Annotated in this window: 13 protein-coding genes and 2 pseudogenes; 8 read left to right on the forward strand and 7 right to left on the reverse strand. The window is 55.0% G+C overall.

The genetic code is table 11. The features are described 5' to 3' along the window. Positions 1–18 precede the first annotated feature (18 nt). A complete protein-coding gene (locus ACR8BF_RS16310; protein WP_179897517.1) occupies positions 19–1,407 on the reverse strand; it encodes an MFS transporter in 1,389 nt (462 codons plus the stop codon). A gap of 583 nt (positions 1,408–1,990) precedes the next feature. On the opposite strand from ACR8BF_RS16310, the gene ACR8BF_RS16315 reads away from it, so the two are divergent. Beyond that, positions 1,991–2,545, forward strand: a complete 555-nt coding sequence (locus ACR8BF_RS16315) for a histidine phosphatase family protein (protein ID WP_434745281.1) — start codon at positions 1,991–1,993, stop codon at positions 2,543–2,545. Here ACR8BF_RS16315 and ACR8BF_RS16320 read toward each other — a convergent pair. Further along, positions 2,527–3,492, reverse strand: coding sequence for a WD40 repeat domain-containing protein (locus tag ACR8BF_RS16320; protein ID WP_434745282.1), 966 nt, complete (start codon positions 3,490–3,492; stop codon positions 2,527–2,529). The genes ACR8BF_RS16315 and ACR8BF_RS16320 overlap by 19 nt on opposite strands. A gap of 504 nt (positions 3,493–3,996) precedes the next feature. Here ACR8BF_RS16320 and ACR8BF_RS16325 point away from each other — a divergent pair. After that, positions 3,997–5,010, forward strand: coding sequence for a glycosyltransferase family 32 protein (locus ACR8BF_RS16325; RefSeq protein ID WP_179897511.1), 1,014 nt, complete (start codon positions 3,997–3,999; stop codon positions 5,008–5,010). Here the strand turns inward: ACR8BF_RS16325 and ACR8BF_RS16330 are convergent. Continuing rightward, entirely contained in the window at positions 4,987–5,904 is a 918-nt protein-coding gene (locus ACR8BF_RS16330) for a LysR family transcriptional regulator (protein ID WP_292985219.1), read from the reverse strand. The two genes, ACR8BF_RS16325 and ACR8BF_RS16330, sit on opposite strands and share 24 nt — an antisense overlap. 102 nt (positions 5,905–6,006) lie before the next feature. Between ACR8BF_RS16330 and ACR8BF_RS16335 the strand changes: the two genes are divergently transcribed. Beyond that, a complete protein-coding gene (locus ACR8BF_RS16335; protein WP_292985217.1) occupies positions 6,007–6,396 on the forward strand; it encodes a tautomerase family protein in 390 nt (129 codons plus the stop codon). Between the two features lie 221 nt (positions 6,397–6,617). Continuing rightward, positions 6,618–8,909: a phosphatidylglycerol--membrane-oligosaccharide glycerophosphotransferase gene (gene opgB, locus ACR8BF_RS16340; RefSeq protein WP_292985215.1), complete on the forward strand. Its 2,292-nt coding sequence runs from the start codon at positions 6,618–6,620 to the stop codon at positions 8,907–8,909. An 86-nt stretch (positions 8,910–8,995) separates the two neighbouring features. Here the strand turns inward: opgB and ACR8BF_RS16345 are convergent, their stop codons facing one another. Further along, entirely contained in the window at positions 8,996–9,709 is a 714-nt protein-coding gene (locus tag ACR8BF_RS16345) for a GNAT family N-acetyltransferase (RefSeq protein WP_292985213.1), read from the reverse strand. Between the two features lie 99 nt (positions 9,710–9,808). Between ACR8BF_RS16345 and ACR8BF_RS16350 the strand changes: the two genes are divergently transcribed. Continuing rightward, positions 9,809–11,257 carry a PLP-dependent aminotransferase family protein gene (locus ACR8BF_RS16350; RefSeq protein WP_292985211.1) on the forward strand — a complete coding sequence of 483 codons (1,449 nt, stop codon included), beginning with the start codon at positions 9,809–9,811 and terminating at the stop codon, positions 11,255–11,257. A gap of 5 nt (positions 11,258–11,262) precedes the next feature. Here ACR8BF_RS16350 and ACR8BF_RS16355 read toward each other — a convergent pair whose 3' ends face one another. The 3 genes from ACR8BF_RS16355 to ACR8BF_RS16365 all read right to left on the reverse strand — a co-directional run bounded on the left by ACR8BF_RS16355 (position 11,263) and on the right by ACR8BF_RS16365 (position 13,436). After that, positions 11,263–11,475, reverse strand: coding sequence for a hypothetical protein (locus ACR8BF_RS16355; RefSeq protein ID WP_434745957.1), 213 nt, complete (start codon positions 11,473–11,475; stop codon positions 11,263–11,265). A 59-nt stretch (positions 11,476–11,534) separates the two neighbouring features. Then, positions 11,535–12,050 (reverse strand): RcnB family protein, encoded by a 516-nt coding sequence (locus ACR8BF_RS16360; protein WP_292985209.1) that lies wholly within the window; start codon positions 12,048–12,050, stop codon positions 11,535–11,537. 132 nt (positions 12,051–12,182) lie between these two features. Continuing rightward, positions 12,183–13,436, reverse strand: coding sequence for a serine hydrolase domain-containing protein (locus ACR8BF_RS16365; RefSeq protein WP_292985207.1), 1,254 nt, complete (start codon positions 13,434–13,436; stop codon positions 12,183–12,185). A 241-nt stretch (positions 13,437–13,677) separates the two neighbouring features. Here ACR8BF_RS16365 and ACR8BF_RS16370 point away from each other — a divergent pair, with 241 nt between their 5' ends. From ACR8BF_RS16370 to ACR8BF_RS16380, 3 genes and pseudogenes are all read left to right on the forward strand, one after another. Then, entirely contained in the window at positions 13,678–14,346 is a 669-nt protein-coding gene (locus ACR8BF_RS16370; RefSeq protein ID WP_179897495.1) for a YecA family protein, read from the forward strand. A 165-nt stretch (positions 14,347–14,511) separates the two neighbouring features. After that, a pseudogene (locus ACR8BF_RS16375) lies at positions 14,512–14,607 on the forward strand (transcriptional regulator UhpA); the annotation flags it as partial. A gap of 7 nt (positions 14,608–14,614) precedes the next feature. Then, positions 14,615–14,728, forward strand: a pseudogene (locus tag ACR8BF_RS16380) (hypothetical protein); the annotation flags it as partial. Positions 14,729–15,108 lie beyond the last annotated feature (380 nt).

Genomic DNA, 15,108 nt, shown 5'->3' on the forward strand with positions numbered 1-15,108 from the left:
TGGCATCCTCAGGCAAAGCTAGATGGCATCTTCAGGCAGATTGAGATTTCGCCCTCGCGTCTCAGGCGCGACAAAGGTGGTAAAGAATCCAATGGCGGCCATTGCCGAGAAATAGACTGCAATCGGCCACCAGTGACCGGTATAAGAAAGCATAGCAGCGGCAATAAGCGGTGCAGTACCACCGGACAAAATCGAGCCCAGTTCCTTAGCCACCGCCATTTTGGTGTAGCGATGGTGAACGCCGAACAGTTCCACGCCCCATGCTGCCTGTACCCCGAAAATACCCAGTGACGCCAGCGCCATCCCGACCACGATAACCGGAATCACCAGCATCGGTTCACGCGTGTCCAGAAGCGTAAAGGCGGGCCAGGCGTAGAACATCAGTAACAGACAGAAGACGCGATAAACGATCCTGCGACCAAAACGGTCAGAGAGCCAGCCCGCTAACGGAATGATCAGGAAACCCAGTAGTGAGGCGAGGAAGACGGCGGTAGTCGGCACGGACTTATCGACCATCAGTACCTTAGCGACATAACCGACGATGAAGCCCTGGGCCAGATAGGAAGGGCCGTTTTCGCCGATACGCAGGCCAACCATGGTCCAGAAGGCGCGGGTACGCTGAAAGAAAGACCGCTGATCGACCACCGGCGCAGCCATCACACCAGCACGTTCCGCTTCCATCTCTGCCTTCCTGCGCTCAAACACCGGCGTTTCACGCAGGTGACGTCGAATCCACAACGCAACCAGTGCAATCAACGCACTGCTCAGGAAGGGAATACGCCAGCCCCACTCCAGCAGACTCTGCTGATCCATCTGCACCACCAGCAGCCAGACCAGCGAGGCCAGCAGCGTACCGCTGTTGGACCCCAGCGCAATCACAGAAGAGACCAGTCCGCGGCGCTCTGTCGGCGCATATTCACCCAGCATCACCGTGCCACCCGATAACTCCGCGCCCGCGCCGAAACCCTGCGTAAAGCGCAGCAGAACCAGACAGGCAGGCGCCCAGACGCCAATAGAGGCATAGTTCGGGATTAAACCGATAAACGTCGTGGAAGCACCCATCAGAATGATGGTGGAGATCATCACCACTTTTCGGCCTTTACGGTCGCCCAGCCAGCCGAAAAAAAGTGCGCCGATAGGCCGGGCAACAAAGCCGACTGACCAGGTAGCAAAGCTGGAGAGCAGTGCCATGGCAGGGGTTGATTCCGGAAAGAAAACGTCGCCAAAGATGATACCGGCAGCCAGGCCATAGAGTGCGAAATCCGCATACTCCATTGCCGTTCCGAGCCAGCATGAGAAAGTGGCGCGCCAGAAATCTTTGCGGCCTGAGGAGGTATTAAACCGCTCATCGGCGGCTGAAGTGGATGCCAGTGAAGCCTGCTGCTTAACGGAGTTTTGTGCCGTCATAACCCTATCCCTGAATGAGTATGCAGATTGACAAACGCCCGTCCATGGGTCGATTCCCTGATGAAAGCGGAATTCCCCCGGTGACGACGTTCAGTTGACTAACCATGATGAAAGGTTAAAGGATTCCCTGGTGTTGGAATCTTGTTCTTCGCCCCATTTCGCCGATGTATTTTTCATCGGTCGCTTAAACTGAGCGAATGTAACTTAACAATCAATAGAGCCTACTGTGCATCGGGCACCGTGAGCAATCACTGGGGCCCTAGTGTATCTACGCGCGTAGATAAATCAATAGATTTTGCGGAAAATTGTTAGCAAAACTTCACTATTACATCCCGTCACCACACCTTTTTAGCGCAAATTCAGCGAGTTAACACCATCATGTCGCACAAAAAAAAGTCACCAGCACTTGTTAGTTACCATTTTCTCTAATCATTAAGCGTTATAAGAGGGGCAAAGATTCTTTCATCACGTTATGTTGTCGCACACGTCGGTTACCTGCAGATGACACTTCCTGTTTATTCTTAAAAGTCGCTGTAAGCGCAGCCAATGCGTTACCCTGACAAAAAGACCGGACAGAGATGCTATGAAAATTATTCTGATGCGACACGGTAAACCTGACCACCAGGCGGCGGGTCGTCAGAGTGTGCAGGCACTGGCTGACTGGTGCGAAGCGTACGATCTGTCACAGGTCAGTGACGGACCGCCGCCACGCAGCATCGAAATCGCCCGTCAGGCCACGTTTATTGTCTGCAGCCCCCTGCCCCGTGCGCAATCCTCGCTGAGCCAGCTCGGTCTGCTGCCTCATGACGTTGATGCGCTGTTCAGCGAAGTCGCCGTACCGCTATTGCGAACCGGCGCAGTTCAGCTACCGACCGTGTGCTGGCTGGCCCTGCTGCGGCTGCTATGGTTCTGCGGTTATGCAGGCGATGCAGAGTCACTGCAACATGCAAGAAGCCGCGCCTCGGCGGCGGCAGAGAAGCTGATCGCGCACTCACAGCAAGGCACAGTGCTGCTGCTGGGCCACGGCATCATGAACAAGATGATTGCGCGCGAGTTACGCAAACGCGGCTGGCAGGCAGAGAAGCATGCCAGCAGCCGCCACTGGAGTACGGCGATCTATCATCGTCCGTTTATCTGACCGATCGGAAAATAGCCCAGCACCTCACAACCTGTCCCGACACGCGGCGTGGCAATCACTTTACGTTGCGCCAGATCAACCACACTCAGTGTGCCATCATCCTGATTGGCAATCAGCAGCTGTTGCCTGTCAGGCGTGAAGCAGCCATCCATCGGCATGTTGCCCACGCTGATGTCGCCCTGCGGATTGAGCAGATCGTCAAACAGGGTCACCAGCGGTTCCTGATCCCCGATTGCCACCAGCTGTTCGCCATCGGCGCTGAAGCGAACCACCTGACAGGGCTGCTGATGACCCGGCAACGTGATGCGCTGGCGAATACGGTGGCTCTGCCGATCGATCAGATAGAGTAACGGCGCATCAGCGGCACTGGCGACCAGATAAGGATGTTTTGGTGAGGCAGCGATGCCCGCAATCGGGCCAGGCAGCAGGATGGTATCGATCACCCGCCCCTCCGCTTCACAGAGATCCACTACTGTGATGGTCGCATCCTCTTCATTATCGGTGAACAGCTTGCGGCCGCTGGGTGACAGCGTCAGGCGATGCGCATTGTGAGAAGGAATCGGGATAATCTTTTCTACTTTATCGGCCTGCGGATCGATCACCGCCACGGCGGCACTCTGTTCACAGCAGAGATAGACTTTGCCATCGCGGCCCAGCTGTCCGCTGTGTGGCGCCCGTAGCGGCGACAGATCGATAAAGCCGCTGATCTCCCGACGCTGTAAATCAATGACCGCCACTTTATGTCCCGGATGGGGGTTATTACCATGAACGCCGTCACCATAAATGGGCACATAGGCTTTACCCCATTGGGCCAGGATCAGGAGTTCATGCGGCCGCGGTGGAAAGGCGTTCAGTTCACGCTCGACCGCGAAGGTTTCCGGATTGAGAAACAGGACGCGATTACCCTGCTTATCTACCGCCAGTAAACCATAGGCTTCACTCTGCATGCGCACTCCTTTCTCAGTAAGTTCTTCTTAAGCGTAGACAATCCTCTTCAGGCTGTCTGATTCTGCGGATTGATGAGCCGGGCTTACGCCACACAGTAAGCACAATATTCACTGCTGCCGGGGGCCATGCCGCACGCTGACCCGCAGGCTTAGCTTAATATTCAGATATTCCTCACCCCTGGATTTCGGTGTAATTAAATAAACGATTAACCGTAGAGATATTATTATTTCCATCACGTGACCGGATGATTTCCGTATTATCCTAAAGTCCAAAAAAGACGTAGCTAAAGTGTAAATAATGTTTTATTAAAAAGGTGCAGTGCAATTAAACCGCCGTGAGGAAACTATCGCGCACTAAAGCACTGCGTCGCCACCAGGGAAAACTATTCATTAATTCCCGCACTCATCGGAATTGCAGCCAGTATGCAATCCCGGCCGCTTCCGCCTCTGGCGAAACGGGCAGAGCCTGCACGATGACGGGAAAATAAAAATAACAGGTGTACCATGACTTCATATCGCCAACGTCCAGCGCATAAAATCTGGCGTAACTGGAAAAGAATATCGTTCAGTAGCCAGATGTTATGGAATAAGAAACAGCAGAGACGCCTTCAGGCACCGGAATATGATCCGGGTCAGGAACAGAATGTCGTATTAATCGCGCAGCAGAAAGATCTGCCAGAGATTCCAAAAATTGTCTGGATGGTCTGGCATAACGATCATCTGCCTGCCTCAATGGCGCTGAATATCAGTAAAATCCGGCGGGACAATCCCGATCACCAGGTTTATCTGATCACGCAGCGCACCCTGTCGCAGTGGCTGCCCGAACTCAACTTTATCTCTTCCGATCTGACGCTGGCACATAAAAGTGAAATCATCCGGCTGGAGCTGATTCTCCGTTATGGTGGTATCGGCATCGACTGCAGCACCCTTCTGTTTGAGAATCTCGCCTGGGTGCATCGCGCGCACGAAGCGCGGTCAATGGATCTCATCGGTTACTACCGCGAGCAATCGACGCAGAACCTGCTGGCGCCGGTCATTGAGAGCTGGTTTCTTGCCGCACCACCGCAAAACCCGTTTATTCGCGAATGGCTGAAACAGCTGGCTCCGGTTAAAAACGTCGGTATCCGCAACTATTTCCATGAGCTGAAGAAACGTGATGATTTTTCGCTGCTTGTACAGAATATGGATGACCCGTCGCGTCAGCTCCTGTCGCTGGCGCAGCAGGTCGCGATGCGCGAATACCGGCGGGCCAATCTCTATCTGCGTAAAGGCGAAGCCAGTGCCTGGTATTATCAGCGCCTGCATGCCGACAGCAGCAGTGCTTTTGCACAATCCGTGATGTTCCATCAGCGGCCACAGACGCCGCCACCGATTATCAAATTAACCGGCAACGAACGGCTGCATCTCGACTTCAATCTGCGGCTTGGTTTGTATAATCGCAGCAGCCTGATTGGCGAGATGATGCAGATGACACCGCCTGCGCTGGCATTGCCATCAGCGGTCAAAGCGCGCGCGTAGCCAGTGCGTGAACGTGGTGACCGCACGTGGCACCTGCGCTGCCCAGGGTCGGACCATCCACAGACGGGCGGCAAAGGCCTCGATCGGCTGCCAGTCAGGTAATACCTGCTGCAATGAACCTGCTGCCAGCGCCTCACGGGCGCTGAAATCAGGCAGCATCGCGATCCCTAATCCCTGCAGGGCCGCATCGCGTATCGACTCACTGTTGTTGGTCGCGAAGCTGCCCTGAATCCGCACCTGCACCTGTTCGCTATCCGCTGTAGTCTCAAACCGCCAGCGTGGGGATTCCACGCCGCGGGGATAGTAAAGACAGTTGTGCAGGGCCAGATCCTGCGGCGTGTGCGGTACACCCTGCTGGTTGAGATAAGCGGGTGAGGCCACCAGCAACGTCCGCGTGTCACACAAGGGCAGCGCCACGTGCGTTTCCGGTAGCGTATCACTGTGTCGAATTGCCAGATCAAACCCCTCGCTGCTCAGCGACACAATACGGTCGGTCACATCCAGTTGCAGACGCACCTGCGGATAGTCACGCAGGAACTCACCGATAATCGGTACCAGTTGCTGACGGGCAAACGCCACCGGCGCGGTAATGCGTACCAGACCACGCACGGGCCCGGCGGTATCGCGCACGCTGAAAAAGCTCTGTTCGATGCGGGCAAAGGGCTCACGTAACTCTTCCACCAGCTTCTCACCCGCTGACGTCAATCGCACACTGCGCGTGGTACGCTGCACCAGCAACACGCCCGCCATCTCCTCCAGTTCTTTAATTTTCTGACTCATCGCAGCCTTGCTGACGTCAAGCCGCTCTGCTGCGCGGGTAAAACTGCCCTGTTCAGCCAGTACGGTCAGCCAGTGCAGATGGTCCCACAGCGTATCCGTTTTCATCTCTTTCATTATGATTGTTCACTATAGTGAATAATCATTTCAGGCTACGCGCTTTTTCCCGCGGGATAAAGCGTTCACCATAGGGTCATTATTCACTGTGAGGAATGTGCTATGCCACTGCTGCAATTTGATGTTATTCAGGGTCGTTCAGAATCAGAGCTGCGTACACTACTGGATGCGGCACACCGGGCCGTACTCACCGCGTTTAAGGTGCCTGAACGCGATCGCTACCAGATTGTTCAGGAAAACAAGCGTTATCAGATGGTTTTTCAGGATACCGGCCTGGGATTTACACGCAGCGATAATCTGGTGATGGTACGGGTCTATACCAGCCCTCGCAGCAGCGAACAGAAACAGCGGTTTATGGCGGAGCTGGCGCGGGAGCTGCGTGAACATTGTGGTGTGCAGGGCAACGATTTAATGATCAGCTTTATTACCAACGACAAAGGTGACTGGAGTTTTGCCGACGGCGAAGCACAATACCTCACCGGCAAACTCTGAAAAACACCCGGATTTCTGCTCTGCTGACGGTGCGCGCCAGCCGCCGTCACGCCTCGTAACGTCCCTTCTGAAACGACATTAAGCCAATCTGCTCCTCACCGCACAATTCGGGCCGGATATGTTGCAGCCGGATGACAGCCAATATAGATTGTCGAAAAACCATCCCCCGAAGGTGGCCGGTTGCGTGAAGCCTCGCGTAACCCTGAAAAGAGGATTTCCCGTTGTCCGAATTGGTCTCCGTGGCGTTGTTTCTGGCCGCTATTGCTATTTATTCCTGTAAAGCCGGGCGTAATAAATTCTGGTTTATTGTTGTTCTTATCCTGCTGGTGCTTTTCGTTGTGCTCAACGCCACCCTCTATGCCAGCAACTATTTTACCGGTGACGGCATCAACGATGCGGTGCTCTATACCCTGACCAATAGCCTGACCGGCGCGGGCGTCAGTAAATATGTGGTGCCCGCGATTGGGCTGATCATCGTGCTGTTTCTGTTGTTCTGCCTGCTGTCGTGGATTCTGCGTCGGCGGAAGCGTCCCCATCACATGGGCTGGTCGCTACTGGCGGCCGCCTGTGCGCTCGGCTCAGTGCAGACCACCCCGGCCTTTCGCCAGGTCGCGACCCTGATTGTGTCGCATACCCAACTGGCGGACTCTGACTTCGACAACTTCTATAAAGTGCCGCGTAATCGCATTGAACAGCCCCGCCTCAACGTGGTTTACATTTATGGTGAAAGCTTAGAGCGCACCTATTTCGACCCCATCGCCTTTCCCGGTTTAGCGCCCGAGCTGAACCGGCAGAAAGAGCAGAGCATCGACTTCAGCGAAACCGAGCAGTTACCCGGCACCGACTACACCATCGCGGGGATGGTCGCCTCACAGTGCGGCATTCCGCTGTTTGCTCCGTTTGACGGTAATGCCTCGGCGTCGCTCTCCAGCTTTTATCCGCAGAATGTCTGTCTGGGCGACATCCTGAAAAATTCTGGCTACCAGAACTGGTTTATTCAGGGCGCCGATCTGCGTTTCGCCGGTAAGGATATCTTCCTGAAATCACACGGTTTCGATCCGGAAAATCTTTATGGTTCGCAGGAGCTGAAAAGCCGTGTCGCCGATCCCGCCTACCGCAATAACTGGGGCTATTACGACGATACGGTGCTGGATGAAGTCTTTGAGAAGTATCAGGAACTCTCTCAGGCCAGTAAGCCTTTTGCGTTGTTTACGCTGACCGTCGACACTCATCATCCAGACGGGTTTATCTCGCGAAGCTGCGATCGCAGGAGCTACAGTATTGAGGGCAAACCGAACCAGTCATTCAGTGCGGTCACCTGCTCGCAGGAGCATGTGGCGCGCCTGATCACGCGCATTAAAGCCTCGCCGTGGTTCAAAAATACCGTGATTGTGGTGAGCTCCGATCATCTGGCGATGAACAACACGGCGCATCCATGGCTGGTTAAACAGCCGCGTCGCAATCTGTTCATGGTGATCCGTGGCGATAAACCCCAGGCGGAGCTGATGGAGGCGAAGCGCAGCACGCTGGATAATGGCGCTACGCTGCTGGATATTCTCGGCGGCGATAACGCCATCGGCCTGGGCCGCAGCAGCCTCTCCTCGCTATCACTGTCCACCCAGTTCGACGATATGAAGAGTAAGGTAGCAAGCTGGAAACCTGACATCATCCAGCTGTGGAACTTCCCGAAGAAAATAGACAACTTCACGGTAGATCAGGCGAAGAATACGTTCAGCTTCTCAGGCACCACCTTTAAATTGCCGATTCTGTTCCGTATCAGCGACAAGCATGTGGAGCCAATGCCGGAAGGAGAATATTCGGCCCCGCTGCGCTATCAGCTGGCCGATTTCGCCTCTGCCGATAAATTCCTCTGGGTCGATCGCTGTTTTAAAATGGCGCGACTCTGGCAGCCTTCGCTGGCCCTCTCCGGCGATCTCTGTGTGGCGATGGGGCAGCTCGGCGGTACACCGTCGGTGACACACGTCGACAAGCCGCAGTGGAAAGGCAACGTGCAGTTCCCGGACGGCGCCGTCAGCGATGCGCGTTACCAGCAGAATCTGGCGCAGATCCGTATTGAAGATAACAACATTCGCTACAGCGCAGACAGTTTCCGGCTCGACGTGCCTGGTGCGCCGGAGAACGTTAAAAGCTTCAGTGGCATCTCACGGCCGGAGAGCTGGGGACGCTGGTCTAACGCCAATCTCGCACCAGAAGTGCACATCGACTATGTCGATGCGCTGCCTGCAAAGTTCGATCTGGTGATCACCGCGCGCGCATATGGTCCCAACGCACACCGGGCGATTCCGGTTCGGGTCGGCGACCAGCAGCAACTGCTATCGCTGGGTGAAGAGATATCGACGCATACCCTGCATTTTGACAATCCTGGTGCCAGCCATCGTCTGGTGATTGCACCACCGGAACCGCAGCTGAGTAACACTGGCAATATCACCGGTCAGGATCCGCGCAAATTAGGCATCGGTATGGTTGAAATTAAAATCGTGCCGCGGCCCTGACGCCCGTTTTTCTTTTCACGCCTCTGCGCATGACTGCAGAGGCGCCTCGCCTGACAAACTTCCGATTGACTCAGGTCAGCATCTGTTCACGGTCTGTCGCGCAGCGACGCCAGCTTCTCGCGCTGCTGGCCATCGGCAGTAAAGTTATCCTCCGCCAGCCAGCGCTGCAGGCCCTTTTTCACCTGTGGCCATTCGCTGTCAATAATCGAGAACCAGCTGGTGTCACGCGAACGCCCTTTGTAGACGATCGCCTGGCGGAACTCGCCTTCATAACGGAAGCCAAGCCGTGCTGCCGCCTGACGTGAAGGGGCATTGCAGCTATCGCATTTCCATTCATAGCGGCGATAACCCAGCGTCTCAAAGGCATAACGCATCAGCAAAAAGTGAGCTTCCGTTGCCATGCGGGTCTGCTTCAGTCGGGGTGAGAAAGCGACATGCCCGACCTCCATCACGCCATGTTCAGGCTGGATGCGCATTAACGACAGGCTTCCCACCGCCTGGCTGCTGGCGAGATCAATCACAGCGAAATGCAGCGGGTCGCGACTGGCTTCAAGTTGTGCAGCATGGTCCCGCCACGCTTTGTGCCCGGTAAACGGCCCCACAGGCAAATAAGTCCAGCCACGCTCATCTTCAGCCAGCGACCAGGCCTCAAACAGTGCATCACTATGCCGATCCACGTTAAAGGGCTCCAGCTGGCACGCCACGCCGGTAAAAATCTGATGCTGCGGTAAAGGACGGGATTGCCAGTCTGGTAAAGGCTGACCGACCGGCTGACCATATTGATTGGTGTGTTGTGACATGCTGCCTCCCGGCTACAGTTGATATCTGCAGATTGCCACTATCATGGTGGGTTAAAAAGTACCACAATCAGGAAAAATGATAGATCCACGGAGCAGGTCATGAAGCCAGAGATCCCTGACTTGCTGCTGGCGCCACTGATGCCAGCAGCCGGGACTACGTTGCAGCAGCAACTTTATCAGCGGATAAAGCAGGGCATTTTGCAGGGTCAGCTTGCTGCAGGAACAGGGTTACCTTCCACACGTCAGCTGGCCACTGAGTTAAAGGTTTCACGTAATACTGTGCTTAACGTCTGGACACAGCTACAGGCGGAGGGCTATCTGATGAGCGATCGGCAAGGCAGCCGCATCAGCCCCCTGGCTTTACCTGTCGGCCAGGCGGATGACGACACGTTAGCCAGCTGGCCGCTGGCAAAACGGATTGATCTCTTTCAACACAGTCAGGAAATTCACAGCGGCGCATTGCCCCTGCGCCCCGGTATACCCGCCCTGGCCCATTTCCCGCTGGCTGCATGGCGCCGGGCACTGAATCAGATAATGAGTCACACGCCACCGCAGCTACTCGGCTATGGCGACCCCTTCGGCGATCCCGAGCTGCGCACCGTACTGGCGCAGCAGTTGCGTCTTACGCGCGGTGTACGTTGTGATGCCGGACAGATTGTGATTACCGAAGGTGTGCAGCAGGCGCTTGCGCTGTGCGTCGCCCTGCTGAGCAATCCTGGCGACCATGGCTGGATTGAAGATCCGGGCTATCGCGGTGCCAAAGCGGCTCTGCAGGCCGGGGAGCTTAACGTTGTCCCGATCCCCATCGATGACCAGGGAATGGCCCCCGAGCCAGAAAACTGGAAACAGGCTTCGCCCCGTCTGATTTATACGACACCTACCCATCAATATCCCACCGGAGCAGTGATGAGCGCGTCCCGTCGTCTGGCGCTGATTGCTGCTGCGCAACAGCATCAGGCGTGGATTATTGAAGATGATTATGATGGGGACTTCCATTATCACGGCGAACCCATCACGGCGATGCAGGGCATGACCGATAATGCCCCGGTTATCTATCTCGGATCGTTCAGCAAGACACTGTTCCCTGCGCTGCGTATCGGTTTTATGGTACTGCCCGCACCGCTGGTCAGCCGGCTGCGACCGGCACTCCATCAGCTATTGCGCGGCGGTAATCGTCTGGAGCAGCAGGCACTGACCCGTTTTATTCTCAATGGGGATTATCAACGCCATCTGGGCAAAATGCGTCGCCTCTATCGACAGCGTCAGGCATTGCTGCGTACCGAACTGCAGCGGGCTGCGGGTCAGGCGATTCCCCTGCTGGGCGGTGACAGCGGTATGCATCTGGTGCTGCCACTCGCGCCTCATTGGAGTGACGTCGCCATAGCCGGCAAACTGCACCAGGCGGGCTATGCGCCCGGTGCCCTCTCGACCTTCTATCTGGCTGAACCGGTGCAGCAGGGTCTGGTTATTGGATATGGTAACTGCAGCGACACGCAAATTACGGCAGCTACGCGCCAGCTAAGTCGGTTACTCGGCTGGCCCGGTTAACGCTTTCATTTCGCGGTGATAAGGCTGGCCGGTGCGGCAATGGACTGGCGGATCATCAGACGGGCATCAAAGCGCGGCATCGGCCTGACGGCTTTGCCGCGTATTTCCGCAATCGGCCGTCGTGCCGCTTCACGGCCCATCTCATACGCTGGCGCTGATTGTCGGGGAATTACTGGCGGAAGAGATGGTAAGCGGTGAGAAGCATCCGATGCTGGCAAGCTTTAATCCGGAGCGTTTCAGCTAAAAAAAGCCGGTCGTCGCGACCGGCTGATTTTATTTAGCCACGGAAGAAAATATCGCCCGATTTACCCATGACGATTTTGCCGGTGTCATTGGTAATAAGAATGTAGTTAGCGTTGATATAGGCCCAGTGGGTATTTTCCTGCGGCGCGGGCAGATTACGCTTTTGCCACTCCGTGATGGTGAAGGTTTTATCGGTGTACTTCTCTGGCACGATGTCACCGATGTTGTACTGTTTGTAGTCGATGATAATAGTGCTGAGATCGTAATTAGGGCGCGCACCGTTAGCCGTTGAAGGCGTGGTAGGCGTCGTCGGCGTAATGCCATCATTGGATTGTGAACTGGTCTGTGGCGGGTTTTGCGCGGCATTGGCATCCGGCTGAACGCTGCCCGTATCCGGCGTAGCGGGCTGGGCACCAGGATTAGCGGGTTGGATCTGCGGCGGTGGCGGAACGGTATCCGTTGCTTCGCCAGCAGCCTGTACACCGGGGATCAGGCTCAGCGAGCCAACCAGTAATCCCATTGATAAAAGTACACGTTGAGTCCTGCGCATAATGATTTCCACGTTGAATTTTGACAGTCAGGCTAAAGACAATTTTTATCGCACTTCAGTTCCGGTGCGCTGACGCTATGTGTAAGGAAGAACAGCGCTATTCATTTTACTGCACACAGCTCAGGTAACGGATCACTGTGGGACCACTTTATCCTGAGTTGCCAGATCGACCAACAACGCAATGCCTAAATAGTTGCTCCAGTTAAAGCCGTTCTGCAGCACCACAATCGCATTACCATTACATTTATCGTAGCCGATAAAACTGGCATAGCCGCCAATATAGCCCACCTGATAAGTGATCTGCTGTCCTTCAATGGTGTCGGTGACCCAGGCGATATTCTGCGCCTGCGCACCCTGCTGATACCACGGCTTGTTCACCGCCGCAAAAGCCCTATCCTGCATCGTATTCCCGGTGGCATTGAGGTGCGCACGCAGGTAAGCACTCAGATCGCGCGCATTACTGTAAAGACTGGCTGCAGCCACCATGTTGCCGTGAAAATGCCAGTCCGGCGTGAGCGCGCCACGGGGGATAAATTTCGGCTGATCGCCTGCGTGGCCCAGCGCACGTAGCGGAAAGCCCGCCAGCGTTTCCGGTTCAAAGCTGCTCTGGTTCATTTTTAACGGCGTGAAGATCAGCGTAGACGCGAGCGTCTGAATGTCCTGATGAAAACGGGTGCGCACAATAAAACCGAGCAGCGCATAGCCGAGGTTTGAATAGTGTGGCATGCGTTCCGGAGGTGCTGAAAAATCCGCCAGATAACTCAGCAGTTTGTCGCTGTCGAGATTGCCATAAAAGTTTTCGCCCGTATCCAGATAACGAACGAACTGCAGCAGCATCGGCAAATCCATATCCTGACGCGGCAGACCGGAGGTATGCGTCACAAGTTGCAGCAGTGTGATACGCCGCGCATCGGCGCTGAGGCGAACGTCCGCTGGCAGTAGATCCGCCAGGGTATCGTTCCAGCGCAGCTTACCCTGCTCCACCAGCTGGATAATCACTTCTGCTGTCACGCCTTTACTCAGTGAACCCAGCGCAAACAGGGTATCGGGCGTGATCGGATAGCGATGCGCCCGATCAGTGACGCCGAAAGGATAATAGCGGGTCGGGCCACCACGATGAATAACGGCAATACTGATGCCAGGAACCTGCTTTTGCTGCATGTAGTGCTGTACGATGTCATCGACATTTTCGTGAAACGTGGCGTGCGTCAGATAAACACGGTCGCCCACTGGCGCGGAGGTTTGCGACAGGTTTCCGCAACCCGCCAGCAGGAAGATTCCGGCGGGCAGAAAACGCATTGTTAATCTGCCGATTATATGGCCGGTATGGGCAAGCCGCGCAAGGTATACAGCAATAGCCCGGCTGCCAGTAAATCCATTTTTCATAAACTAATCATTAAGTTAATTTTATTTAACATGCAGCAGCCCCGCTATAGCGCAAAAATGTACCATAAAGTGCTGCGGGCAATCGCATACATAACGGCGTCAAAGCGGGGTTAAACGCGGTTTAACCCCTGCGGGAAGCCCGAAGATGGGGAGCTGTGTTGCGGCCCGCAAGGGTGTACACTGCTGCGGTTTTGAGGCTCAACGCCGCGCTGAAATTTTGACATGCCCGGGAGGCAACCGCATGAAAGAAGGCCCACTGTCCGAAAAAGAGCTGCAATGGCTGGAAGATATGCTGGAAAAATATGGCAGCGAAGCGTCGATTATTGATGTCTCCGAGCTGGATGGTCTGCTGACTGCCGTTCTCTCCGGCCCCATCACCGTCGAGCCCAGCCAGTGGCTTGTAGCTCTGTGGGGTGGCGAGAAGCAGATTCCAAAATGGAGCAACGAGCGTGAAATGACGCGCTTTATGTCGCTCTGCTTTCAGCATATGAATGATGTGGCTGACCGCTTATCTGAATTCCCTGAGCAGTTCGAACCGCTGTTTGGCATCCGCGAAATGGAAGGTCTGGAATTTACCGTGGTGGAAGAGTGGTGTTTCGGCTACATGCGCGGTGTTGCGCTGACCGACTGGTCTGCTCTGCCTGCGGATCTACAGCCTGCGCTGGACGCTATCGCTCTGCATGGCGTGGAAGAGAACCTCGAAAAGATCGACGCTATGACGCCAGACGAAATGGAAGCCAGCATTGAGGCGATCCGCCCTGCTGCACTGGCGCTGCACGATCACTGGATCTCCCAGCCAGAAGCCATCCCCGTGCCACAGAAGCCTGTCGCGGTAGATAAACTGCCCGGCCGCAACGACCCCTGCCCGTGCGGCAGCGGCAAAAAATATAAGCAGTGCTGCCTGCATTAATATGATGCTCAGTCTCAGGAACTGCCGGGCGTAAAGCCTGCCCGGCAGGCCTGGACGTTGATGTACACTCGTCCGCCCGCATCCCGCCCCTTCAAACTGCTCACGACCTGAACAGCCTCACGCTTATCGCTAAGGTAAGCGCGATTTTAGCCGTCAGGAATAAACATGAGCACCATTGCGCTGATTGACGATCACCTTATCGTCCGCTCCGGCTTTGACCCGTTGCTGGGCCTGGAATCTGATTTCCAGGTCCAGGCGGATTAACGCAGCCGCACCGGATGCTGCCGCTCTCGCCTGTATCTGTCTGATGGCGCTGGTTGCCGTAATCGAAGAGAGCAAAATTCGCCGCGAGAAACGACTACAGCGCTTAAAGATGGCATGAAGATGAAGGCTGGCCTGCCGCATGTCGGGCTTTTTTTGCAAAAATGAAGAGAGTGCCCATCTTCCCATTCCCCTTTTGAGTCCACGTTCTGCCGAAATAGCCATTAGAGTCAACATCGCCTGCTGGTTTCAGGAAGATAGGCCAGCATTCCGTGCTATCTGATAACCTGCACGGCCGCTGAGGAAGGTTAAACTGTTCAGCTGGGAATAAGGGGAATGATCATCCTGGGTCATAATCCCATAAAACCGAAAAAGAAGATGTAAGCATAACTATCCTTATGTGCTTCCTGCCTGAAAATACTTACTCCCTTTGAGTCATAATTTTTAAAAACTCTGATAATTTTAACATAGATTCTTAAATGTTAATTTCATTGCGCTGTC

Origin of the sequence: Candidatus Pantoea rara (genome assembly GCF_051136265.1) — a bacterium.
Lineage (GTDB): Bacteria > Pseudomonadota > Gammaproteobacteria > Enterobacterales > Enterobacteriaceae > Pantoea > Pantoea rara.